This is a genomic window from Streptomyces sp. NPDC057137 (genome assembly GCF_042670825.1).
Lineage (GTDB): Bacteria > Actinomycetota > Actinomycetes > Streptomycetales > Streptomycetaceae > Streptomyces.
The window spans coordinates 57,413-81,956 of record NZ_JBHUUW010000027.1 but is presented as its reverse complement, the minus strand read 5'-3'; the positions used below and the strand labels follow the sequence as shown (position 1 = coordinate 81,956).

General features: G+C 70.4%; 20 protein-coding genes. 11 read left to right on the top strand and 9 right to left on the bottom strand.

Annotated elements, in window-relative coordinates:
* Positions 1-367: 367 nt before the first annotated feature.
* The gene (gene mltG, locus ACFT9I_RS21915; protein WP_382566578.1) at positions 368-1,222 is read left to right on the top strand and encodes an endolytic transglycosylase MltG; all 855 of its coding nucleotides are present in this window, start codon (positions 368-370) and stop codon (positions 1,220-1,222) included.
* A 54-nt stretch (positions 1,223-1,276) separates the two neighbouring features.
* On the opposite strand, the gene ACFT9I_RS21910 is transcribed toward mltG, so the two are convergent.
* Complete coding sequence (locus ACFT9I_RS21910; protein ID WP_382566601.1) at positions 1,277-2,335, bottom strand: NAD(P)-binding domain-containing protein; 1,059 nt, start codon at positions 2,333-2,335, stop codon at positions 1,277-1,279.
* A gap of 100 nt (positions 2,336-2,435) precedes the next feature.
* Between ACFT9I_RS21910 and ACFT9I_RS21905 the strand changes: the two genes are divergently transcribed.
* The 4 genes from ACFT9I_RS21905 (at position 2,436) to ACFT9I_RS21890 (ending at position 5,847) form a co-directional block, all read left to right on the top strand.
* Positions 2,436-2,858, top strand: a complete 423-nt coding sequence (locus ACFT9I_RS21905; RefSeq protein ID WP_382566576.1) for a YjbQ family protein — start codon at positions 2,436-2,438, stop codon at positions 2,856-2,858.
* 21 nt (positions 2,859-2,879) lie between these two features.
* Positions 2,880-3,836 (top strand): GlxA family transcriptional regulator, encoded by a 957-nt coding sequence (locus ACFT9I_RS21900; RefSeq protein WP_382566574.1) that lies wholly within the window; start codon positions 2,880-2,882, stop codon positions 3,834-3,836.
* Positions 3,837-3,946: 110 nt separating this feature from the next.
* The gene (gene gap, locus ACFT9I_RS21895; protein WP_382566572.1) at positions 3,947-4,945 is read left to right on the top strand and encodes a type I glyceraldehyde-3-phosphate dehydrogenase; all 999 of its coding nucleotides are present in this window, start codon (positions 3,947-3,949) and stop codon (positions 4,943-4,945) included.
* Between the two features lie 143 nt (positions 4,946-5,088).
* On the top strand, positions 5,089-5,847 hold the full coding sequence (locus ACFT9I_RS21890) for a formylglycine-generating enzyme family protein (protein ID WP_382566569.1): 759 nt from the start codon (positions 5,089-5,091) through the stop codon (positions 5,845-5,847).
* 37 nt (positions 5,848-5,884) lie between these two features.
* On the opposite strand, the gene ACFT9I_RS21885 is transcribed toward ACFT9I_RS21890, so the two are convergent.
* The 8 genes from ACFT9I_RS21885 to ACFT9I_RS21850 all read right to left on the bottom strand — a co-directional run bounded on the left by ACFT9I_RS21885 (position 5,885) and on the right by ACFT9I_RS21850 (position 14,343).
* Positions 5,885-6,679 carry an ABC transporter ATP-binding protein gene (locus ACFT9I_RS21885; protein ID WP_382566567.1) on the bottom strand — a complete coding sequence of 265 codons (795 nt, stop codon included), beginning with the start codon at positions 6,677-6,679 and terminating at the stop codon, positions 5,885-5,887.
* On the bottom strand, positions 6,676-7,488 hold the full coding sequence (locus ACFT9I_RS21880) for an ABC transporter ATP-binding protein (RefSeq protein WP_382566565.1): 813 nt from the start codon (positions 7,486-7,488) through the stop codon (positions 6,676-6,678). Before ACFT9I_RS21880 ends, ACFT9I_RS21885 begins: the two co-directional genes overlap by 4 nt.
* Positions 7,485-8,342 carry an ABC transporter permease gene (locus ACFT9I_RS21875; RefSeq protein WP_382566562.1) on the bottom strand — a complete coding sequence of 286 codons (858 nt, stop codon included), beginning with the start codon at positions 8,340-8,342 and terminating at the stop codon, positions 7,485-7,487. Before ACFT9I_RS21875 ends, ACFT9I_RS21880 begins: the two co-directional genes overlap by 4 nt.
* Complete coding sequence (locus ACFT9I_RS21870) at positions 8,339-9,304, bottom strand: ABC transporter permease (protein WP_382566559.1); 966 nt, start codon at positions 9,302-9,304, stop codon at positions 8,339-8,341. Before ACFT9I_RS21870 ends, ACFT9I_RS21875 begins: the two co-directional genes overlap by 4 nt.
* A 59-nt stretch (positions 9,305-9,363) precedes the next feature.
* Entirely contained in the window at positions 9,364-10,884 is a 1,521-nt protein-coding gene (locus ACFT9I_RS21865) for an ABC transporter substrate-binding protein (protein ID WP_382566557.1), read from the bottom strand.
* Positions 10,881-11,648, bottom strand: coding sequence for a DUF1684 domain-containing protein (locus ACFT9I_RS21860; protein WP_382566555.1), 768 nt, complete (start codon positions 11,646-11,648; stop codon positions 10,881-10,883). The genes ACFT9I_RS21865 and ACFT9I_RS21860 overlap by 4 nt, the downstream gene beginning before the upstream one ends.
* A gap of 200 nt (positions 11,649-11,848) precedes the next feature.
* Positions 11,849-11,935 (bottom strand): putative leader peptide, encoded by an 87-nt coding sequence (locus tag ACFT9I_RS21855; RefSeq protein WP_382566599.1) that lies wholly within the window; start codon positions 11,933-11,935, stop codon positions 11,849-11,851.
* Positions 11,936-12,099: 164 nt separating this feature from the next.
* Positions 12,100-14,343 (bottom strand): Ig-like domain-containing protein, encoded by a 2,244-nt coding sequence (locus tag ACFT9I_RS21850; protein ID WP_382566553.1) that lies wholly within the window; start codon positions 14,341-14,343, stop codon positions 12,100-12,102.
* A 195-nt stretch (positions 14,344-14,538) separates the two neighbouring features.
* Here ACFT9I_RS21850 and ACFT9I_RS21845 point away from each other — a divergent pair, with 195 nt between their 5' ends.
* The 6 genes from ACFT9I_RS21845 to ACFT9I_RS21820 all read left to right on the top strand — a co-directional run bounded on the left by ACFT9I_RS21845 (position 14,539) and on the right by ACFT9I_RS21820 (position 24,542).
* Positions 14,539-15,540, top strand: coding sequence for a LacI family DNA-binding transcriptional regulator (locus ACFT9I_RS21845; RefSeq protein ID WP_382566551.1), 1,002 nt, complete (start codon positions 14,539-14,541; stop codon positions 15,538-15,540).
* A 268-nt stretch (positions 15,541-15,808) separates the two neighbouring features.
* On the top strand, positions 15,809-17,014 hold the full coding sequence (locus ACFT9I_RS21840; RefSeq protein WP_382566549.1) for an extracellular solute-binding protein: 1,206 nt from the start codon (positions 15,809-15,811) through the stop codon (positions 17,012-17,014).
* On the top strand, positions 17,011-18,048 hold the full coding sequence (locus tag ACFT9I_RS21835; protein ID WP_382566547.1) for a carbohydrate ABC transporter permease: 1,038 nt from the start codon (positions 17,011-17,013) through the stop codon (positions 18,046-18,048). The genes ACFT9I_RS21840 and ACFT9I_RS21835 overlap by 4 nt, the downstream gene beginning before the upstream one ends.
* Complete coding sequence (locus ACFT9I_RS21830) at positions 18,045-18,866, top strand: carbohydrate ABC transporter permease (RefSeq protein WP_382566546.1); 822 nt, start codon at positions 18,045-18,047, stop codon at positions 18,864-18,866. Before ACFT9I_RS21835 ends, ACFT9I_RS21830 begins: the two co-directional genes overlap by 4 nt.
* A gap of 10 nt (positions 18,867-18,876) precedes the next feature.
* On the top strand, positions 18,877-21,789 hold the full coding sequence (locus ACFT9I_RS21825) for a glycoside hydrolase family 2 TIM barrel-domain containing protein (RefSeq protein ID WP_382566544.1): 2,913 nt from the start codon (positions 18,877-18,879) through the stop codon (positions 21,787-21,789).
* Positions 21,786-24,542 (top strand): alpha-mannosidase, encoded by a 2,757-nt coding sequence (locus ACFT9I_RS21820; RefSeq protein ID WP_382566543.1) that lies wholly within the window; start codon positions 21,786-21,788, stop codon positions 24,540-24,542. The genes ACFT9I_RS21825 and ACFT9I_RS21820 overlap by 4 nt, the downstream gene beginning before the upstream one ends.
* Positions 24,543-24,544 lie beyond the last annotated feature (2 nt).

Sequence of the window (24,544 nt, the reverse complement as noted above, 5' to 3'; positions counted from 1 at the left end):
CGCCTGACACGCGGCAGCGCCGCCGCTCCCTGGGACGGGAAGCGACGGCGCCGGTTGTGGGGGTATGTCAGACGAGCCAGCCGACGAAGTGGACAAGGCCGGCGAGCAGGTTCGTGATCACGTTCATGGTGGTGCGTTCTCCTTGTGAAGATGCGTAACCGGGACAGCGCAGTCGCGGTCTGCAGCCCGTCGCTTGCGCACCGTAAGCATCTGTTGTCGCAGGGGAGTTGGGCCCGGATTCCCGTTGCGATCACACGTTCCAGCGAACACCCGCTCCCACGTTCGTGTGTTCGCGTCGCCGGTGCCGCTCGGCTTCGCCCTGTGCGGGGTGCCGGAATCCGTGCTTTGTCCGGGTTAGCGTGCCCGCATGACGAACGAGCCCCCGCGCCCGACCTCCGGACGCAGGCCCCGACTGACCCGCCGTGGCCGACTGGTCCTGATCGTGACGGCGGTGGTGGTCGCCGTCGCGGTGGCCGTGCTCGTGCCGCTGCTGCGTACCGGGGAATCACCCGACGGCGAGAAGAAGAAGACGGTGTCGCTGCTCGTCCCCGAGGGGCGACGGGCCACCCAGGTGTACGCCTCCGTCGACAAGATCCTCGGCGTCCCGCCCGGCACCACCGCCAAGGCGGCGACCGGAACCCGGCTCGAACTCCCCTCCGCCGCCCGGCGCAACCCGGAGGGATATCTGTTCCCGGCCACCTATCCGGTCGAGGCCGGCGCGACCCCGTCCGGTCTGCTCGGCTACATGGTCGACACCGCCCGGCAGCGCTTCGGAGCCGACCGCATCACCGAAGGCGCGCGGCGCAACGGTGTGAGCGTCTATCAGACCGTGACGATCGCCAGCATCGTGCAGGCCGAGGCCGACACGGCCGCCGACATGGGCCGGGTGGCGCGCGTCGTGCACAACCGACTGGCCCGGGACATGCCGCTCCAGATGGACTCGACCCTCAACTACGCCCTGAACCGCAGCACGCTGGACACCACGCACTCCGACACCAGGACCGCGAGCCCCTACAACACCTACGAGTTCAGGGGCCTGCCGCCCACGCCGATCGGCAATCCGGGGGAGGAGGCGATGAACGCCGCGATCAATCCGACGCGGGGCGACTGGCTGTACTTCGTGACGGTGGCGCCGGGGGACACCCGCTTCACCGCCGACTACGAGGAACACCGGGGAAACGTCGAGGAGTTCAACGCGAACAGAAGCGCGGCGACAGACTGAGCGCGCGGCGCGGACGAAGCCTCGGACGAGGCACGCGGCACGAGGCGCGCGCCCTCAGACGAGGACCGGCTCCCGCTCCAGCAGTGCCCGGATCTCGCGTACGGCGGCGCGCCCCGCCCGGTTGGCGCCGATCGTGGAGGCCGAAGGCCCGTACCCGACGAGATGGACGCGCTCGTCCCGTACGGCGCGCGTGTCCTCGACCCGGACACCACCACCCGGCTCGCGCAGCCGCAGCGGCGCCAGATGGTCGATCGCCGGGCGGAAGCCGGTGGCCCAGAGGATCACATCGGCGTCGACGCGACGCCCGTCGTCCCAGGCCACACCGGACGGGGTGATCCGGTCGAACATCGGCAGCCGGTCGAGCACACCCCGCTCACGCGCCCGTGTGATCGCCTCGTTCACCGGCAGGCCGGTCACCGACACCACGCTCCGGGGCGGCAGCCCGGCCCGTACCCGCTCGTCCACCAGCGCGACGGCGGCCCGCCCCTGCTCCTCGCCGAACGGTCCCTCCCGGAAGACGGGCGGCCTGCGTGTGACCCATGTCGTCCCGGCGGCCACGTCCGCGATCTCCATCAGATGCTGCGTCCCGGAGGCCCCGCCACCGACGACGACCACCCGCAGCCCGGCGAACTCGCCCGGCCCGGGGTAGCCGGCCGTATGCAACTGGCGGCCCTGGAAAGTCTCCTGCCCCGGATAGCGCGGCCAGAAGGGCCGGTCCCAGGTGCCCGTGGCATTGATCAGCGCCCGCGCCGACCAGACACCCTCCGAGGTCTCGACCCGCAGCAGCCCGCCCTGGCCCTCCCGCACGGCCGCCACGTCCACTGGCCGGTGCACGCGCAGGTCGAACCGCTCCTCGTACGCCGTGAAGTACTCCCCGATCACCTCCGACGACGGCCGCGATCCGTCGGCGCCGGTCAGGTGCATGCCGGGCAGCGCGTACATCCCGTGGATCTTCTCGTACGTGAGCGAGGGCCACCGGAACTGCCAGGCGCCACCCGGCCGCGGGGAATGGTCGAGCGTGACGAAGTCCCGGTCGGGCACCAGCCCGGAGCGCCGCAGATGATAGGCGCTCGACAGCCCGGCCTGCCCCGCGCCGATGACCACGACGTCCATGTCCCGTACCGCCCCGAAGTCGTTCACGCTTCTACCAACAGCCGGGGGCACCCGGATCATCCCGCACGCGCACACGCCCGGGGGACGGCAGGATGGACCCATGCCCGACGCCTTCACCACCAGGATCGTGAACATCGCCACCGGCACCGACGAGACCGTGACGGACCTGACGCACGTGTGCGAGCGGTTCCTCCGCGAGACGGCGGCCGGCCGGGACGGCCTCCTCAACGTCTTCGTCCCGCACGCGACGGCCGGCGTGGCCGTCATCGAGACGGGCGCCGGCAGCGACGACGACCTGCTCGCCGCGCTGCACACCCTTCTCCCGCCGGACAACCGCTGGCAGCACCGCCACGGCTCCCCGGGCCACGGCCGCGACCACGTCCTCCCGGCCCTGGTCCCACCCCACGCGACCCTCCCGGTGATCGCCGGCCGCCTGGAACTGGGCACCTGGCAGTCGGTCTGCCTGGTCGACACGAACACCGACAACCCGGACCGGAAGGTACGGCTCAGCTTCCTGGGCTGACCCGGCCGTAGTCTGTGCCCCATGCCGGCCCCCCGCCCCGATCGCGTCGCCGTCCTTGTCCTGGAAGGGGCGAAGCCGCTCGATGTCGGGATTCCCGCGCAGGTGTTCTCGACCCGCGAGAGCATGCCGTACGAGGTGCGGGTGTGCGGCGCCGCGCCCGGTCTGGTGGCCGGTGGGGACGGGCTGTCATACCACGTCGCCCATGGGCTCGACGCGCTCGCGTGGGCCGACATCGTCTTCATCCCCGGCTACCGGTTCCCGGACCGCGAGGACCCGCGGCAGGAGATCATCGACGCGCTGATCGCCGCCCATGAGCGGGGCGCGCGGCTCGCCGCCATCTCCACGGGGGCGTTCGCGCTCGCCGCCACGGGCCTGCTCGACGGCAGGCGCGCCACGACGCACTGGCACTACACGCGGGCGCTCGCGGCGAAGCATCCGCTCGTCCGCGTCGACGAGAACGTGCTGTTCGTGGACGAGGGCAGCGTGCTGACGTCGGCCGGGGCCGCCTCGGGCATCGACCTGTGCCTGCATGTCCTGCGCGCCGATCTCGGGGTGGCCGCCTCCAACCACGCGGCCCGGCGCCTGGTCGCGGCCCCGTACCGCAGCGGCGGCCAGGCGCAGTACGTACCGCGCCGGGTGCCCGAGCCGCTCGGCGAGCGCTTCGCCGCCACCCGCGAATGGGCGCTGCGCCGGCTCGGCGAGCCCCTCACGCTCACGGCGCTCGCCCGGCACGCGGCCGTGTCGCCGCGCACGTTCTCGCGGCGCTTCGTCGAGGACACCGGGTACACGCCGATGCAGTGGGTCATGCGCGCCCGCGTCGACGCGGCCCGGGAGTTGCTGGAGCGTTCGGAGCTGAGTATCGAGCAGATCGCCACCGACGTCGGACTCGGCACGGGGACGAATCTGCGGCTGCACTTCCAGGCCACTCTCGGCACCACGCCGAGCGCCTACCGGCGGACCTTCGCCCAGGGCGAGTAGCCTGCGGTGAGCCGCCGGTTGGCGCGATCCTTTCGAACCATGGCGTTCACGCCGTCGTCATCGGCTGATGCCACGCGCGAGCCTGGTGGGGACCCGAAAGGACATCACTCATGACTCGCATCGCCATCAACGGATTCGGCCGCATCGGACGCAACGCGCTGCGCGTCCTGCTCGAACGCGACACCGATCTGGAGGTCGTCGCCGTCAACGACCTCACTGAGCCCGCCGCCCTCGCGCGACTGCTCGCCTTCGACACGACCGCCGGTCGGCTCGGCCGCCCGGTCACCGCCGACAAGGACGCCCTCGTCGTGGACGGGCGCCGTATCGCCGTGCTCGCCGAGCGCGAACCGGCGCGGCTGCCGTGGGCCGAACTCGGCGTCGACATCGTGCTGGAGGCGACAGGCCGCTTCACCTCCGCCGAGGCCGCCCGCGCCCACCTCACCGCGGGCGCCAAGAAGGTGCTCGTCAGCGCGCCGTCGGCCGGCGCCGACGCCACGGTCGCGTACGGGGTCAACACCGAGGCGTACGACCCGGCCACGCACACGATCGTCTCGAACGCCTCGTGCACGACCAACGCCCTCGCGCCACTGGCCAAGGTGCTCGACGACCTCGCCGGCATCGAGCACGGCTTCATGACCACGGTGCACGCCTACACCCAGGAGCAGAACCTCCAGGACGCACCCCACCGCGACGCCCGCCGCGCCCGCGCCGCCGCCGTCAACATCGTGCCGACCACGACCGGCGCCGCCAAGGCGATCGGCCTCGTCCTGCCGAACCTCGACGGCAAGCTGTCGGGCGACTCGATCCGCGTACCGGTGCCGGTGGGCTCGATCGTCGAACTCAACACGACCGTCGCCCGCGACGTGTCGCGCGACGACGTACTGGCGGCGTACCGCGCCGCGGCCGAAGGGCCGCTCGCCGGGATCCTCGAATACTCGGAGGACGCTCTCGTGTCGTCGGACATCACCGGCAACCCGGCCTCGGCGATCTTCGACTCGGCCCTCACCCGGGTCGACGGCCGCCACGTCAAGGTGGTCGCCTGGTACGACAACGAGTGGGGTTTCTCGAACCGGTTGATCGACACGCTCGAACTCCTCGCCGCCCACTGACCGGCCGACGGGGAAGTAGTCCGAGGGCCTGGTTCCAAGGTCGCCGTCGAGCTAGGTCGATCGGCCGATGCCCGCCCCGTACATCGGGGCGAGTATGAGCGTCATTCGACCGGACCGAGGCGGGGGCGTTGCAGGTGGAACACGTGGAACAGGCGGAACAGGCGCAACACGCGGAACAGGTGGACTGGGTCGACGTACCGGCCGGAACACTGCGCCGCGGTACGCCTCTTGACGAGGTGGACCGGGTGGCGCACCGCTACGCCGACACCGGGGTGCCGGTGGAGTGGTATCTGAAGGAGGCGCCGCGCGCCGAGATCCACGTCCCGGCATTCCGGATCGCCCGCACCCAGGTCACCGTCGGCCGGTGGGCGCTCTTCGCCGCGGCCTCCGGCGGACCGGTCCCGGACGCACCGGCGGACCACCCGGTTACCGGCGTCACCTGGGAGGCGGCAACGGCCTACTGCCGGTGGCTGGGCCAACGGCTCGGCGGCCTCGACGTGCGGCTTCCCACGGAGGACGAGTGGGAGCGCGCCGCGCGTGGCGACGACGGCAGGGAGTTCCCGTGGGGGGACGAGTACCGCACCGGTCTGGCCAACATGGTGGACCTCGGCGTCGGTACGACGATGCCGGTCGGCTCGTTCCCCGAGGGGGCCGGCCCCTTCGGGACGCTGGACATGGCGGGCAACGCCGACGAGTGGACCTCCACCCTCTACGCCCCCTACCCGGGCGCCCCGGCGGAGGTGCCGGGCGTCGAGGACTGGGCCTTCGACCCGCACATCACCCGGGGCGGCGCGTTCCGCCACGACCGGGATCTGGCCCGGTGCGCCCGTCGACACGGGGCCTACGAGCGGGACTTGGCGGCGATCGGTGTGGGATTCCGCCTGGCGGCACCGGTCGGCTGACCCCAACTCCCTTACCTGAGAGGCCCGTTCGGGTCCCTCAGCCCTCGGCGCCGTGCTTGTCGAGGAGCGGCGCCGTCGGCAGCCGCGGCACACTCGCGATCAGCCGCGCGGTGTACGGGTGGGACGGCGCGCCCAGCACCGCGCGGGTGTCGCCCTGTTCCACGACCCGGCCGTTCTCCAGCACCGCCGTGTGCTCGCAGAGCGCCGCCACCACCGACAGGTCGTGGGAGACCATGGCGATGGTCAGGCCCCTCGACTCCTTCAGTTCGCCGAGAAGATCGACGATCCGTACGCGCGTGGTGACGTCGAGGGCGCTGACCGGTTCGTCCGCCAGCAGCACGCGCGGGTCGCAGACCGTCGCCCGCGCGAGGGCGACGCGCTGCCGCTGGCCCCCGGAGAACTCGTGCGGATAGCGGTCCCCGGCATCCGCCGGCAGCCCCACGCCCTCCAGCGCCGCCGCGACCCGGTCGTCCGTGTCAGGACCCGCGAGCCCCAGCGAGCGCAGCGGCTCGGAGACGATCCGGCGCACCCGCTGCCGGGGGTCCAGCGAGGAGTACGGATCCTGGAAGACGCTCTGCACACTGCGCCGGAAGCCGCGCAGCTGCGCCCGGTTGCGTACGTTGAGCGGCTGTCCGTCGAAGAGCACCTCGCCGCTGGTCGGCCGGGTGAGACCGAGAAGCAGCCGCAGGAGGGTCGTCTTGCCCGCCCCGGACTCGCCCACGAGGGCGACACTGCGGCCGGCGGCGATCTCCAGCGTGACGCCGTGCAGTACGGGGGCGGCGCCCCGGTACGCGAAACCCGCGTCCCGTGCGGCGAGGACCGGTGAACTCATCGCGTGATCCGTTCCAGTGCGTTCTCGAAGGTACGGGCGCTCGCCACCAGGCCCCGGGTGTACGGCTCCTGGGGTGTGTGCAGGATGCCGGCGGTGGGCCCCGACTCCACCGCCTCGCCGTCCTTGAGCACGACCAGTTCGTCGGTGATGCCGGAGACGACGGCCAGGTCGTGGCTCACGAACAGCAGGGCCATGTCCTGTTCCGCGATCAACTCGCCCAGCAGCCGCAGCACTTCGGCCTGGACGGTCACATCGAGCGCGGTCGTCGGCTCGTCCGCGATCAGCAGGGCGGGTTCGGCGGCCAGGGCCATGGCGAGGGCCACCCGCTGGCGCTGGCCGCCGGAGATCTCGTGCGGGAAGGCACGGGCGATCCGGTCCGGATCCGGCAGTTGGACCCGGTCGAGGGCGGCGGCGACGGCGCGCCGCAGCTCCGTGCCGCGCAAGCCCCTGCGGCGCCGCAGCGGTTCGGCGATCTGCCGGCCGACGCGCATCAGCGGATCGAGCGCGGTGAGGGGTTCCTGGAACACCACACCCACGCCCCGGCCGCGCAGCGGACGCATCCGGGACTCGGCCGCGCCCACCACCTCGGTCCGGTCGAGTCCCGGCGCGTCCAGCACCACACTCCCGGACGCGGTGAGCCCCGGCGGCAGCAGGCCCATGACGGCGAGGGCGGTCAGCGACTTCCCGGAGCCCGACTCGCCGATCAGCCCGAGACGGCCGCCCTGTTCGACGCTGAACGAGAGATCCGAGACGAGGGCCCGGCCACTGTCCGTGACGATGGTGAGGCCGGTGACGTCCAGCAGGCTCATGAGCTCCTCCGGCGGGTCGGGTCCAGGGTGTCGCGCAGTCCGTCCGCGATCAGATTGACCCCGACGACGAGGGCGACCAGCAGCACCCCCGTCGCGATGGCCCCGTACGGTGCGGTCGACACCGTCGCCTGGGCCTCCTGGAGCATGCGGCCCCACGAGGCGTTCGGCGGCGGGGCACCCAGCCCGAGGAACGACAGGCTCGCCTCCGCGAGCACCGCGAGACCGAACTGGAGCGCCAGATTGACGACCAGGGTGGGCCAGATGTTCGGCAGCACATGGCCGGTGATCACCCGTGGCCAGGACGTGCCGGACGTCCGCGCGGCGGTGATGTAGTCCTCCGCGAGCACCCGTTTGACCAGGATGCGGGTCAGCCGCGCCACGACGGCCGTCATGGCGAGACCGATCGCGACGATCGCCGAACCGAGCGACGCCGACTGGGCGGCCACCACGAGCATGGCCAGCAGCAGGGTGGGAAAGGCGATCAGCACATCGAGGAACGCCGAGAAGGTGTCGTCCACCCAGCGGGTGGCGAAACCGGCCGCCAGCCCGGTGGCCACCCCGAGCACCCCGCCGATCGCCACCGCCCCGGCGCCCGACTCCAGGGCGATCCGCGCGCCGATCATCACCTGGGAGAGCAGATCGCGCCCCAGCTTGTCGGTGCCGAGCAGATGCGACGGACCGGGCGCGGCCAGCCGGTCTCCCGAGGTGTCGTCCAGGGGGTACGGCAGCCAGAAGAACGAGATCAGGGCGAGCGCCGCGATCAGCCCGGCCGGCACACAGCCGGCGATCAGGATGGTGGAGCGGCGGCGTGTGGACGTGCGGCCGGTCTTGGCCGCGAAAGTGGTGCCGGTCATGGCTTGCCCCCGCTCAGTGTGGAACGCAGCCGCGGATCGATGAGGCGCTGCGCGAGATCGGCCAGGAACCCGATGATCAGCACCGCGAGCGTGGTCACGAACAGCACGCCCTGGATCGTCGGGTAGTCGTGCTGGGCCACCGCCTGGGAGAGCATGCTGCCCAGCCCCGGCAGGGCGAAGACGGTCTCGACGACCACCGCGCCGAGCAGGGTGGAGGCGAGTTCGATGCCGAGTACGGCGACGACGGGGACCGCTCCGTTGCGCAGCCCGTGCCGCCATATCGCCTCGCCGAACGAGGAACCGAGGGCCCGTGCCGTACGGAGGTAGTCGCTCCCCAGGACGTCCAGACTCGCGGACCGTACGTACCGGATGAGGGACGCCGACATCACCACCGCGACGGTGATGACCGGCAGGGCCAGCGACCGCAGCGCCTCCACGGGATCGGCCCAGCCGTCCTGCGGGAAACCGCCCGCCGGCAGCACCCCCAGATGGAGCGAGAACACGGTGATCAGGATCATTCCCACCCAGAACACCGGTACGGCGATGCCGAGTTGGGAGACCCCGTTCAGGATCAGTCCGTACCAGGTGTTCGCCCGGTGGGCGGCCAGGAACCCGACCGGGAGCGCGATGATCAGCGCCAGCCCGAACGCGAGGAGCGTGAGCGGGCCCGTCACCTCGATCCGGGTGGCGATCTCCGGTCCGACCGGCAGGGTGCTGACGAAGGAGTTGCCCAGGTCGAAGGTGGCCAGGCTGTGCAGCCAGGTCACGAACTGCTCGGGCAGCGGCCGGTCGGACCCGATCTCCTGGCGGGCCGCCGCCAGTTGCTCCGGGCTCGCGCCGACCGACGTCAGCGCGTTGGCGGGATCGCCCGGAAGCAGCCGCAGCAGCAGGAACAGCACCACGCTGGCCAGCAGGAGGGAGGCTGCCAGGAAGGCCAGCCGCCTCAGTACGTACAGGGTCATGGGTCCGTCAGTTCCGTTCCGCGTCGTTCCGTCCCGCCCGGCCGCTCACGTCGGCTCTTTCAGCTCTTCTTGATGTCGTAGGCGTAGAACTGGGAGTTCAGGCCGTTGAGCGGATAGCCGGAGAGTTTCGAGGAGGCGACGACGATCTGCGGGTAGAGGTACAGCCAGTCACTGGCCGCGTCCTGCGCGATCTGCTGGTTGACCTTCTTCAGCAGCGCCGTCTGCTGGGCTGTCGTGTCCGACTGCTCGGCCTGCTCGACCCACTGGGTGACCTGCTTGTTGTCGTAGCCCCAGTAGAAGTCGGGGTTGCCGTACCAGACGATGTCCCGGTCGTTCACGTGCTCCTGGAGCGTCGCGCTGAAATCGTGGTTCTGGTAGACCTTCGTGTACCACTCGTCCGGCGTGATGACGTTGATCTTGACCGTGATCCCGACCTTCGCGAGCTGCGACTTGATGAACGTCGCGGCGGTCGGGTGCGGGTCGTAGTTCGGGGTGTCGATCGTGAGGTCGAAGCCCTTGGGGTAACCGGCCTCGGCCAGTTGCTTCTTGGCGAGGGCGGGGTCGTACGGATTGACGCCCGTCAGGTCCTCGTACCAGGGGTCGGTCGGCGGGACCATCGAGCCGATGAGCTTGCCGTAGCCGCCCCAGACCGACTCCAGCAGCTTCTTGTTGTCGATCGCCGAGCTGACGGCCTTGCGGACCTTCACGTCGTTGAACGGCTTGACCCGGTCGTTGAAGGCGAGCAGCAGCTTGGTGGTCGAGTTGCCGCTGTTGACCTTGTACGCGGGGTTGCTCTTGAACTGGTCCAGCGCGTCCGGGCTCTGCTCGCTCGTCACCACGTCCACGGCGTTGGTGAGCAGCGCGTTGTTGAGGGCGGTCGCGTCCTTGTAGTAGTGGAAGACGACCTTCTTGTTCTTCGCGGCCTCGCCCCAGTAGCCGGCGTACCGATCGAGGCTCAGCGCGGAGCCACGGTTCCAGCGGTCCAGCTTGTACGGCCCGGTGCCGTCCTCGGACGTCTTCAGATTCTTGGCCTCGGCGTCGATGATCCAGACGTAGCTGAGGTTGTAGACGAACGAGATGGACTTCGTCTTCAGCGTCACCTCGACGGTGCGCGGGTCCGGGGTGGCGATGCTCTTGACGGCTTCGAGACTGCTCTTGCGCGCCGACTGCGACGCCTCTCCCGTCACCTTCTCGATGCTGTACTTCACATCGGCGGAGTCGAGCGCCCGGCCCGAGTGGAACTTCACTCCGTCCCGGAGCTTGAACGTGTAGGTGAGGCCGTCCGGCGAGACGGTGTAGCTCTCGGCGAGCAGCTTCTCGACCTTGCCCTTGTCGGTGAGCTTGAAGAGACCTTCGTAGACATTGCCGTTGAGGGCCTCGGTCACGCCCTGGCCGCCGCCGCCCGTGTTGTCCAGGTTCTGCGGTTCGTAGAGGGAGCCGATGCCGACCGTGGCGTCCGCGTCGAAGGAACCGGACGACCCGCTCTTCTGATTCGACGTGCCGCCGCCGCAGGCGGTGAGGGCGACGGAGAGAGCGACCACCAGGACGCCGCCGGCGAGGGGAGTGGCTGTTCTTTTCACTTCGATACTCCTGAGGGGTGGCCGTCGACCGAGTGGCCGTCGACGAAGACGGGCAGCTTCTCGCCCGCGAGGACGGGCAGGTGGAGCCGGTTCTGCGGCGGGGGGAGCGGGCAGTTGTACTGGGCGGAGAAGCCGCACGGCGGGACGAAGGCGCGGTTGAAGTCGAGGGTGACGGCCGTACTGCCGGGGTCGCGCTCCACGAAGAGGAAGCGGCCGGAGCCGTACGTACCGACACCGTTCGTCGGGTCGCCGAAGACGAGGAGCAGCGTTCCGTCGTCGTCGAACGCCGCGAGGGTGTAGTCGGTGCCGTCGAGCGTGAGGGTGATGTCGCCGGGCACGATCAGCCCCCGGCTGCCGCCGTTGTCGCGGATGTACTCGAACGGGATCCGGCGGTCGTCGGCGACGGGGGTGAAGGTCGCGCGGAGGATCCACCGCGGGTCGTGGTCGAACGTCTCGATGTGCGAGAAGCGCCGGATGGCCGGGGACTCGGCGTCCCAGAACCGGAGGCCGAACTCCGGCTCACCGGTGAGGATGTCGGCCCGCTCCAGCGAGGTGACGCGCACGCCCGGGGGAGCGGTCCGCTGCTCGGCCTCGACGTCCGGGGCCGAGGTCGTACCGGAAGGCAGCCATCTGGTTTCGACCAGCGCCAGGTTTCCGGTGGGCGCCGTCACGGAGGCGATCCGCCGCGCGCGCCAGGCTTCCCAGGCGGCCGCTGCGGTGTCGGTGCTCCGCGCCGAGGCGGCGCCGGGTGACGGGAGGGACATGCTGACTCGATTCGGCAAGGTGAGATGTGTGCTTCGACACACGCGTCTCGCATGGTGGTACGGGGGAGAGAAAAGCCCCTTGCCCGTGGCCCGGTTACGGGCGGACAAGGGTGGCCGGCACGTCCACGGTGGAGGAAATGGTTCCGGCTGCACAAGACGGCCCTCGTGGCCGGGTACGGCGGAGGGGCCCGCAGAACCGCTCAGACGGCGGAGGGGCTACAGAGCGCGCTCGCGACGCGGAGAAGATCCACGTGCGCGCGGATGACGAGGTGCAGAGAGCGGAACACGGCGCAAGATTCGCACACGCTTTCCCAGGGGTCAAACAAACTAAATCGGACGGTTCATCAGATCTCGGATGCGCCCGCCGGGAGCCGGCGGGCGCATGATCCGCATGGTGAGACAGCCTGAGACAGCCGGCCGGTGATCCGTGGGCGAGACGGCCGGCCGGGTCCTACGCGCAGCCGGGCGAGGAGGGCGCCGCGCCGACCCTGATCGTGACGGGCACACCCGATACGGCCCCGAGCCGACTGCTCGTCGTGGGCGTGATGGTGGTCCTGCCCGGTGCCTTCGCGGTGACCCGGCCGTTCCGGTCGACGGTGGCGACCGAGGTATCGCCGCTGGTCCAGCGTGTCGCGCCGAGCAGCGGCAGGACGTTGTCGGCGCCCTTGACCACCTCGTCGCTGCTGACCTGGGCCTCGTCGGTGGCGGTCAGGTCGGCGCGCAGATTCAGTCCGTTGTCGAAGCGGTTGTCCTCGATCAGGGCGCCGGACGAACCCCGGTAGGCGAACAGCGAGGTGGTGTACGGCGAGGCTTTCGCGACGGCCCGCACCTCGGTGGTGGCGCCCGGGGCGGGGCAGGCGTTCGTCGTCTCGGCGGCGAAGGCGGTGCGGCGGTCCAGGCGGGAGACCTTGTTCCGTTCGAACGAGATGCCGCTGACGCTCTTCGCGTCGAGCAGCCGTACGTCTCCGGTCCGGAAGTCGTTGTCCTGGATCCGGATGCCGTGGTGCACGGGCTCCGCCGGGTCGACGACCTGGTTCGTGGGCTCCACGAGAATCACCGGGGAGGCCGGCCGCAGGAAGGTGTTGCGGCTGATCAGGACATCCTTGACCGGCCCCGACTCGTACCACTGGTAGGCGTCGGAGGAGATGAAGACGCTGGCCATCGTCATGCCGTCGAAGACGTTGTCCTTGATGACCACGGGCTTGCGTGTGGTGACGAGGATGCCGCGGGTGGGGATGTTGCGGAAGGTGTTGCCGGTGACGGTCACGGTCGGCGTGTAGGTGGTGTTCTCCACCACGAAGTTCCCCGCGGTGACGGAGCTGGGGATCGCGCGGTCGAAGGCGACCGTCATGGTGGTCAGAGGCTTGTCGTGGTCCCGGCCGGAGGGGCCGTCGACGGACACGACCCTGGCCGTCGGGCCGGGCACCGGCGCCATGGTCTCCTTGTCCACGATCTCCACCTCGTCACCGGGGTAGAACTGCGGGAAGCCGGCCGTCTCGGGGTGCTTGTACGCGAGGGTGAGCACCTTCTGGTCGGCGGGCCTGCCGGTGACCTCCAGATAGGTGCCGTGGATGTTGATCGCGTCGTCGTGCGCGCCGTCGAAGATGTTGTCGGTGACCTTCACCTCGCCCTTGACGCCGGACATCTGGATGAAGTCGGCGAACGCCGCCGTACTGCGCCCGGACGCGGGATCGGTGCGGAACGTGTTGCCCTCGACGGTGATGTTCTCGCTGAACTGGCCGACGAAGCCGAAGCCGTGCAGATAGCGGGCTTCGAGTCCGCGGACCGTGACGTCCCGCGATTCCCAGAACAGTACGGAGGGGGTGTCCCGGGTGGTCTCGCGCATCTGGTAGACGAGGCCGCGGTCGGTGGGGGCGGTCGCGGTGGTGTAGTCGACGCGCAGCTTGTTGCCGCCGAGGTCCTTCATCGACGCCACGTCGGAGAACAGGGGGTTGTCGCCGCGCCAACTGCGTTGCGCCGCCGGGTCGTGGAGCTGGGTGTACTTCATGCCGTTGACGCCCGACCAGTACGGCTCCCCGGTGGCCGGGCTCCTCTCGCCCAGCCAGGTCACCTCGTTCTGTGCGACCGAGAAGCCGTTGCCCCGGGGGACGGTCAGCACGCGGTAGGCCCGGCCGTCGGACACCCCGGACTCGCTGACGGTGACATCGACGACCTTCGGGGCGGTGACGTCGTAACTGAAGTTCTTGACGACGACGTCGCGCGAGCGGATCACCGCGAAGGTGGTCATCAGCCCGTGGAACTGCAGGTGGGAGCCGCCGCCGTCGATCGTGACGTCGCGCATGTCCTCGACCAGGATGCCGATCCGTTTGTCCCGGTAAGTCTGGTCGGCGCCAACGGTGTTGGAGACGTACAGCTCGCGGCTCTCGGCCCGCTCCGGGTAGAGCTGATAGGTGCCGCGCGGGAACAGGACGCGGACCGGGCCCTTGGCCTTCTTGGCCTGCCTCATGGCCTTCGCCACCGCGTCGGCGCTGTCCCGCTTGCCCGTCCGGTCGGCGCCGAAAGCCGTGACGTCGATGATTGTTTCGGCGCGAGACGTCCCGGCGGCGGACCTCTCGGCGGCGGATGTCTCGGCCTCGGCCGCGAACACCGCCGGTGCCGGTGCCGTCAGCGACAGGACCACGGCCAGGGTGAGCAGGAGTTTCCGCAACGGCGGGCGGGTGCTGGGCAGATGCACGAGAGGCTCCGTGGGGAGGAGAGATCATGGACCAACACAGTCGAACGTAAGCAAACGAATTCAAACAGTGGCGTGCCTCATAGAAACGTCGGACCTATGGCCCTGTCAATACGTCGGTCGTGCGACTCGGCACCGCCGGGGCATACTCGGGTCCCTGTCGACACGCCGGTGTCGTCGGATGCGCGGAGGTGAGCGATGGCGCCGTCGGGGACCGAATCCCGCAGGGTGACGATCCACGATGTCGCCCGGTCCGCCGGGGTGTCCCGGCAGACCGTGTCACGGGCCCTGAACGACAAGGGCGAGATCCACGGCTCCACCAAACAGCGGGTGCTCGACGCCGCGCTCGCGCTGGGCTACCGCCCGAGCCGGTTCGCCCGGGGCCTGGTCAGACAGGACACCATCAGCGTCGGGCTGGTCATCCCCGACCTGCTCAACCCGTTCTTCACCGAGGTCGCCGCCGCAGCGCTGGAAGCCGCGCGGGCCCGGGGCTGGCATGTCCTCGTGTACGACACCGCCGACAGCGCCGAGGAGGAACGCGGCACTCTCCAGGTGATCGCTTCCCAGGTGGACGCCGTCGTCGGGTACTTCAGCCGGCCCGAGGACGAGATCGAGAAGCTGACCCGAGGTGTCCCGGTCGTCCTCATCGACCGTGAGCGCCGCACCGACCGGTTCAGCTCGATCCGGATCGACGGCGCGGACGGCGTCAAGGCGGCGATCACCCACCTGGTCGGGACGGGCCACCGCCGTATCGGCATGCTCGACCACGCGGGCCGGGCCGAACCGAGCGTCCGGCACACCTGGTTCGCGGCCGCGATGGTGGCCTGCGGCCTCGACGCGGGGCCGGTACGCCGCGCGGACCAGAGCGTCGAGGGCGGCAAGAGCGCGCTGGAGGCGCTCCTCGCCGAACACCCCGATGTGACCGCCGTCTTCACCTTCAACGACATCATCGCCATCGGCGCGCTGCGCGCAGCGCGCCGCCTCGGCCGGCAGGTCCCCCGGGACCTCGCCGTGATCGGCTTCGACGGCCTGCGGCTCGGCGCGCTCGTCGAACCGCCGCTCTCGACCGTGGCACTGGACACCCGGGGGCTCGGCGCGCTCGCAGTCGAACAGGCCGCCCGGCTGCTGACGGGCAGCGACCCGCTCGCCCCCGACGAACTGGTCGTTCGCGCGGAACTGAGCCTGCGCGAGTCCGGCTGACGGTGCCGGAGCGGTGCCGTGAGGTGCCGCGAGGTGCTGTGAGCGGTGCTGTGAGGGGTGCTGTGAACGCGCCGGAGGTGCGCCGTACGTGACACCTCTTGACACATCGGCGTGGTCCGCCAGAGACTTCCCGGCAATTCGTGAACGTTCACGGGAACGTTCACGGGCCTTGGAAGGGTCCTCAATGACGCTGACTCGACGAAGGCTCCTGGCAGGCGCGACCGCTCTCGGCGCCGCCGCGTTCGGAGCCGGCGGATGTTCAAGCCCGATGACCGCGAACCCCGGTCACCTCACCTTCTGGTACACGTACAACGGCTTCTCCGAGAACGTGCTCAAGGCCGCCCGGAAGCGCTTCGCGGCCGACAAGTTCGTCCCCTCGCAGGTGAGTGGCGACCTCACACAGCGGCTGCTCGCCGCACTCGCCGGTGGTGCCTATCTGCCCGACATCACCATGATCGGCGACAACATCTCGCGGTACTTCGGCGACAGCGACCACTTCGTGGACATGAACGACCTCGGGGCGCGGGAGTTGGGAGAGGGCTACCTGCCGTGGAAGTGGCAGGCGGGCGCCACCCCCGAGGGCTTCCAACTGGGCTTTCCCATCGACATCGGCCCCGCCGCCCTCTACTACCGGCACGACATCTTCGAGAAGGCGGACCTGCCCAGCGAACCGGACGACGTCGCGGCGGCCGTACCCACCTGGGAGAAGTACTTCACCTTCGGCGACCAGATCCGGAAGAAACTCCCCGGCCGCTATCTGATCACCGACACCAAGACGGTCTTCACCTACTCCATGGCCCAGGAGAAGCAGAAGTACTTCACCCCGGACAACACCTACCTCGACGACCAGGCCCACGTCAGGCTGGCGTGGGACCGCTCGGTCGAGGCGTTCCGGCGCCGGCTCACCGCCGGATTCGGCGGTTCGCAGACCGCCAGCGGCCAGTCCGTCGACCGGCACGCCGCCTGGAACACCGGGCAAGAGGTCAGCCTCGTCAACGCCTCCTGGATCACCGGCGAGATCAAGCAGTCGGCCCCCGGCACCGCCGGCAAATGGCGGGTGTGCGCACCGCCCGGCGGACCCGGCAACCAGGGCGGTTCCTTCCTCGCCATCACCGCGGCCTGCCCCGACCCGCAGGCGGCGTTCGACATCATCAGCTGGCTGCAGAACCCGGCGAACCAGGCCTCCAACTACCTGGACATCGGCCTCTTCCCCTCCAGCCCCGCCGCGACGGCGGACAAGCGGATCACCGCCCCGGACAAGTTCTTCGGCGGCCAGTCCGCCGTCAAGGTCTTCGCCGACATCGCCGACCAGGTGGGGTACGCCTACTTCAGCCCCTGGGACATCACCATCAGCGACACCTACACCGACGAACTCACGAACGTCGAACTCGGCGGCAAGGACCCGGAAAGCGCCTGGAAGGACGCCCGGAACCGTATCGAACGACTGCTGCGCCGACAGGGGGTGCTCTCATGACCGCGACGTCCCCCGGCCCCACGTCCGGCCCCACGTCCGGCCCGACATCCTCCGGCCCGTCCTCCGGCCCGACGGCCGACCTCGACACCCCGGCGACCACCCGGCGTTCACCGGCCGAGGACGCCGCCCGGCGCCGCAGGCGATGGCGCCATCTGCCGCAGTACGTCGCGGTGTCCCCGTTCTTCCTCCTCTTCGCCGTCTTCGGTCTCTACCCGGTCTTCTACTCGCTCTTCCTGTCGCTCCAGCGCTGGGACGGCGTCGGCCCGATGAAATTCGTCGGCCTGGAGAACTTCCGCTATCTGCTCACCGACAGCCAGTTCTGGGACTCGATAGCCAACACCCTGATCATCTGGGTCATGTCGACGATCCCGATGACCGTCCTCGCCCTGCTCATCGCCCTCGGCCTGAACTCCTCGATCCGCTTCAAGGGCGTCCTGCGCATCGCGTACTTCATGCCCAACGTGACGTCGATCGTGGCCATGTCGCTCGTCTTCGGCTCGATCTTCAGCGGTGAGTTCGGCATCCTCAACTGGATCCTCGACCTGTTCGGCTTCGGCCATGTCCCCTGGCTGACCGACCCGTGGGGGATCCGGTGCGCCATCGCCATCATGATCATCTGGCGGTGGACGGGCTACAACGCCATCATCTTCCTCGCCGGACTCCAGGCCCTGCCCACCGACGTCTACGAGGCGGCGCGCGTCGACGGCGCGAGCCCCGTGCAGACATTCTTCAAGATCACACTGCCCCTGCTGCGGCCGGTGCTGCTGTTCTCCCTGGTGATGTCGGCCATCGGCGGTCTGCAGATCTTCACCGAGTCGCAGGTGCTGCTCGGCGACCGCGGCGGCCCCGGCGGAGCGGGCCTGACGATGGTCCTCTACTTCTACGGAACCGCCTTCGCGGACAACGACTTCGGCTACGGAGCCGCCATCGCCTGGGGCATCTTCGTCGTCGTCGTGCTCTTCTCCATCCTCAACTGGCGCCTCGTGCAACGCCCCGAACGCGGCCAGGTCACGATCAAGGAGGACGCCCGATGAGCACCCGCGGACGTGTCCTGACGTACGCCGCGCTCATCGTCGGCGCCGCGATCACCCTCTTCCCCTACTACTGGCTCGCCGTGATGGCGTCCAACACCACCCCCGACATCTACTCCACCCCGCCCAAACTCGTCTTCGGCGACCAGCTGTTCCACAACATCGGCGAGGTCTTCTCCCGGATCGACTTCTTCGGCTCCCTGCTCAACACCCTGATCGTCGCCATCGTGACGACCGTCGCCGTGCTGTTCTTCGACTCACTCGCGGCCTTCACCTTCGCCAAGTACACCTTCCCCGGCAGCAAGATCCTCTTCGGGATCCTGCTGGCCACCTTCGTCGTGCCCACCCAGCTCGCCGCCATTCCGCAGTTCTCCCTGATGGCCGACCTCGGCTGGGTGGGCAGCCTGAAGGCGCTGATCGTGCCCGCCGCCGCCAACGCCTTCGGCATCTTCTGGATGCGCCAGTACGCCGCGGGCGCCCTGCCGGACGAACTGCTGGACGCCGCCCGGATCGACGGCTGCGGCTTCTTCCGCACGTACCTGCACGTCGGACTGCCGGTGCTGCGCCCCGCGCTCGCGTTCCTCGGCATCTTCACGTTCGTCAACGTGTGGAACGACTTCCTCTGGCCGCTGGTCGTCCTCATCGACTCCCGCCACATCACACTCCAGCTCGCGCTGGCACAGCTCAACGGCCTCTATGTCACCGACTACAGCGTGGTCATGGCGGGCACGCTCGTAGCCATCGTCCCGCTGATCATCATCTTCCTGTTCGGCGCCCGGCACTTCATCCGCAACATCGCCGCCGGCGCCCTCAAGGGCTGAAGGGAATCCATTGCCCTCCTCGTACGTCGAAGATCCGGCCCCCGGTTACGGCTCGTCGGCACCCCGGTCCGCCTTCCGCTCCGACGCACCCGCGCTGAGGCTGAACGGCAGTTGGCGGTTCCTGCTCTCACCGGCGGTCGAGGCGGCGCCGGACGGGATCGAACGGGACGACTTCGACGACGGGGGCTGGGCCGACCTCGCCGTCCCCGGCCACTGGCAGCTGGGCGGCCACGGCAGTCCCGCCTACACCAACGTCCGCTACCCCTTCCCGGTCGACCCGCCCCATGTGCCGTCCGACAACCCGACGGGTGACTACCGGCTGGCCTTCGACCTGCCCGACGACTGGCCCGATGAGCCGGCCGTGCTGCGCTTCGACGGCATCGACTCCTGCGGGCGCGTCTGGCTCAACGGCGTCGAACTGGGCGTGACCAAGGGCAGCAGGCTGCCGGCGGAGTTCGACGTGGGGCCGCTGCTGCGACCGCGCGGCAATCTGCTTGCCGTCCGCGTCCACCAGTGGTCGGCCGGCAGCTATCTGGAAGACCAGGACATGTGGTGGCTGTCCGGCATCTTCCGCGACGTCACCCTGCTCGTCCGACCGGCGGGCGGGGTACGGGACTTCACGGTCGACGCCGGCTACGACCATCTCACCGAGCGAGGCACGTTGCGCCTCGACGCGGACAGTGCTGAGGCCGACGGTCTCGACGCCGACAGCGCCGTACGTATCACCGTCCCCGAGCTGGGGATCGTCGGCCTGCCCGCCGGCCGGCCCGTCGAGGTGGCGGACGTACAGCCGTGGAGCGCGGAGGAACCCCGGCTGTACGAGGGCGAGGTCCACACCGCCACCGAGCGCGTACCCGTACGGATCGGCTTCCGCACCGTCACCGTCGAGGACGGCCAACTCAAGGTCAACGGCCGCCGAATCGTCTTCCACGGCGTCAACCGCCATGAATTCCACCCGGAGTCGGGCCGCGCCGTGCCCCGCGAGTTCGCCGTCGCCGACATCGAACTCATGAAGCGGCACAACGTCAACGCCGTCCGCACCAGCCACTACCCGCCCGACTCCGCGTTCCTGGACCTCTGCGACACCTACGGCCTCTGGGTCATCGACGAGAGCGACCTGGAGACGCACGGCTTCTCCGAACTCGACTGGCAGGGCAACCCCAGCGACGACCCCCGATGGGCGGACGCCTATCTGGACCGGATGCGCCGCATGGTCGAGCGGGACAAGAACCACCCCTCGATCGTCCTGTGGTCGCTCGGCAACGAGGCCGGCACCGGCCGTAACCTGGCCGCCGCCGCCGAGTGGACCCACCGGCGCGACCCCACCCGGCCCCTGCACTACGAGGGCGACACCGACTGCTCGTACACCGACGTGTACAGCCGGATGTACGCGGACCACGACGAGGTGGACCGCATCGGACAGGGCATCGAAGGACCCGAGCGGGTCCGTGAACTGCCCTTCATCCTCTGCGAGTTCGGCCACGCGATGGGCAACGGACCGGGCGGCCTGCTGGAGTACCGCGATCTGTTCGAACGCCACCCGCGCTGCCAGGGCGGCTTCGTGTGGGAATGGATCGACCACGGCATCGCCCAGCACGACGCGGCAGGCCGCGCCCACTTCGCGTACGGCGGCGACTTCGGCGAGCCTCTGCACGACGGCAACTTCGTCATCGACGGCCTGGTGCACCCGGACCGGGCGCCGTCCCCCGCCCTCGCGGAGTTCGCGAAGGTCTTCGAACCGGTACGGATCACGGCGGCCGCCGACGGCGCACTACGCGTCACCAACCACTACGACATCCTGTCGTCGGCGCATCTCGCCTTCTCCTGGGTACTTGAGGAGGAAGGGACCGAGGTCGCGGGCGGCATTCTCACCGTCCCGCCGCTCGCCGCGGGCGCCGGCTCCGACCTGCCTCTGCCCGACCTGCCCGAGTTCCCGGCCACCGGCGCGGAGAGCTGGCTCACCGTACGCGCCGCACTCGCCGCCGACACCCCGTGGGCGCGGGCGGGACACGTCGTCGCCTGGGGGCAGATACCCGTCGCACCGAAACCCGCACACGCCGCCCCCGCCGCCGGGGCGGCCCCGGCCGTGACGGATACGGAACTACGCCTGGGACCTGGCGTGTTCCACCCCGTCACCGGACAGCTGACCGCGCTCGGCGGGCTGCCCGTCGAAGGGCCCCGGCTCGACCTGTGGCGCGCCCCCACCGACAACGACCGCGGCTCCGACGACCCCGACGAGGCGCGCTGGCGGGCCGCCGGGCTGCACCGGTTGCAGCACCGCCTCCTCGGCACCGAACTCCTCGGCGACGCCCTCGTCGTACGCACACGGGTCGCCCCGCCCGGTCTCGGCTTCGGGATGCGGGCCGACTACCACTGGAGCGCCGACCAACAGCGCCTGCGACTGCGCCTGGAGGTCGAGCCGGAGGGCACCTGGCCGTGCACACTGCCCAGGCTCGGCGTCCGCATGGCCCTGCCGGCCGCGCTCGGCGGAGCCGAGTGGTTCGGACGCGGACCGGGCGAGGCGTACGCCGACAGCCGGCAGGCCGCCCGGATCGGCCGCTTCACCAGCACCGTCGACGCCCTCCAGACGCCGTACGTCTTCCCCCAGGAGAACGGCAACCGCATCGACCTGCGGTGGCTGCGGCTGACCTCCGCCGACGGGGCGGGCCTGCGCGTCGACGGCGAACCGGCCTTCGCCTTCACCGCGCGCCGCTGGACGTCCGAGCACCTCGACGCCGCGACCCGCACCACCGACCTCGAACCGGGGAAGACGATCGTGCTCAATCTCGACCTCGCCCAGAACGGCCTCGGATCGGCGTCCTGCGGCCCCGGTGTCCTGCCGCGGCACCGCCTGCACCCGGACAGGGCCTCCCTCACCCTCACCTTCACCCCCTCGGACGCAGAGGAGACACCGTCCCGATGACCGACCGCGCCCCTGAGGTCCTGCTCGTCCCGCACACCCACTGGGACCGCGAATGGTACGAGCCCTTCCAGCGCTTCCGGCTGCGTCTGGTCGACCTGCTCGACGAAGTCCTCGACCGGGCCGAGGCGGAGAGACGCTTCCGCTTCACCCTCGACGGGCAGATGGCGGCCGTGGACGACTATCTGGAGGTACGCCCGGAACACCGCGACCGGGTGATCCGACTGGTCCGGCGCGGCCAACTGGCCGTCGGGCCCTGGCAGATCCTCCTCGACGAGTTCCTGTGCTCCGGCGAGAACATCATCCGCAACCTGGAACTCGGCCACCGCCGCGCCACCGAACTGGGCAGCCCCATGCCCGTCGGCTACCTCCCCGACATGTTCGGCCACTGCGCGCAGATGCCGCAGATCCTCGCCGCCGCCGGTCTCGACCACGCCTGCGTCTGGCGGGGCGTCCCCGCCGGCGTACCCGGGCACGCCTTCCGCTGGCAGGCCCCCGACGGCAGTTCGGTACGTACCGAATACCTCGCCGGCGGCTACGGCAACGCCGCGTACGTCTTCTCCGACCCCGGACACTTCGCCGAGCGCATGGCCGACCTCGGCCGGCGGCTGAGGCCCGCCTTCGGCACCGACCCCGTCCTCGCGATGTACGGCACGGACCACTCGGCCCCGGTCGGCTCCCTGGTCAAGCTGATCGCCGGCCTGGACCCGGCGGACGTCGACGTGACGATCACCACCCTCGCCGACTACATCGGCGGACGCGACCCCCACGACCGGTCGCTGCCCGTCGTCGAAGGCGAACTGCGCAGCCACGCCAACGCGAACATCCTGCCCGGAGTGCTCTCGGTACGCCCCCATCTCAAGCAGGCACTGGCCCGCGCGGAGCGGCTGGTCGAACGCTACGCCGAGCCCTTCGCCGCGCTCTGGTCGGCCGAATGGCCCGAGAAGTTCCTCGACATGGCCTGGTGGCGACTGATCGACGCCTCCGGCCACGACTCCGTCACCGGCTGCGGCGTGGACGAGACCGCCACCCAGGTGTTCGCCCGTATCAGCGAGGCCGAACACCTCGGTCAGGCGGTACGCGACAGGGTCGCCGGCGGCCTCGCACCGCGGGTGTCCCGTGACGCCGTACTCGTACTCAACCCCACCCCCGCCGCCCGCGTGGACCTCGTCACCGTCGACCTCGAAGTCCCCGACGAGTGGCAGGACATCGCCGTCGAACTGCCCGACGGCAGCAGGCTGCCCGCCCAGACCGAGGAACGTGCCGACCAACTCCTGCTCTCCGAGGCCCTGTCCGGTGCGGACCTGCCCACGTTCCTGCCGCGTATCCACGGGCGCGAGCTGTTCGGCAGCGAGATCACCCACTGGCACTGCGACAACGAGCGGCGCGTACTGGAATTCGGCGTGGCCCGGCACGGCGGCGACACACCGTTCGACGTCGAGGCCGTCCGCGCCGCGGTGACCGGCGCGAGCGGCGACTGGACGGTCAGGATCACCCGGGCCGCGCACCGCACGGTCACGTGCCTGGCCCGGGTACCGGCGCTCGGCTGGACGTCGCTGCGCCCGGTGCGGGGCGCGGAGTCCTTTCAAGAGCACGGCGCGCACCCCGTACGGGCCGAGGGCCGCACACTCTCCAACGGCCTGGTCACCGTCACCGCACTGGACGACGGCACGCTCCGCGTCACGGCCGCCGACGGGACCGTACTCGACGGCGTCGGCCGCATCGTGGACGGAGGCGACCGCGGCGACAGCTACAACTACGCCCCGCCCGGCACCGACACACTCGTCACGACCCCCCGCACCCTGCGCGTCGGCACCGCGGCCGGCGGCCCGCTGCGCGCCTCGCTCACGGTGGAGCGCGAGTACGACTGGCCGGAGGCGGTGGACCGCACGGCCGACCGGCGGACGCCGACGACCCGGCCCGGCGGCGTGCGCCTGGACGTCGAACTACGGGTGGGGGAGCCGTTCGTCCGCCTGGACCTGACCCTGGACAACGCCTCGCTCGACCACCGCGTGCGCCTGCACGTGCCGCTCGCCCGCCCGGCCGAAACCTCCCACGCCGAGGGGCAGTTCGCCGTGGTCGAACGGGGAAGCACCGCGGAAGGCGGCTTCAGCGAGCACCCCGTCCCGACCTTCCCCGCACACGGCTTCGTCGACGCGGGCGGTGCGGGCCTGCTGCTGACCCAGGCCTGCGAGTACGAACTGCTCGACCAGGAACTCGCGTTGACCGTCCTGCGTGCCACCGGCTGGCTGAGCCGCAACATCCACCCGTACCGCGCGGAACCGGCCGGCCCCCAACTCCCCATCCCGGCAGCCCAGATGGCCGGAACGAGCACCGTCTCGTTCGCGGTGCTGCCCCACGCGGGCGACTGGCACTCGACAGGGCTCGTCGAGGCGGCCGAACGCTACCGCCACCCGCTCCACGCCACGCCCGGCACAGGGCCACGCGAAGCCCCACCCGCCTCCCACCAAGGTCTGTCGGTCGAGGGCGCGGTCATGACCAGCCTCCGCCGACGCGACGGTGACCTGGAGCTACGGCTGGTCGCCGCGTCCCCCGAGCCGACCACGGCGGTCGTACGCGGCCCATTCACCGGCGCTCACCGCGTCGGCCTGCTGGGCGCCGACGACAGCCGGGCCGAAGCGCCCGCTGTCGGAGCCGGCACGGTCCGGGTCCCTCTGCGGGCCTGGGAGATCGCGACGGTTCGGCTGACCGGCACCGATGAGTTCCGGACATCGCGGGAGTCCACCGATACGTAAGC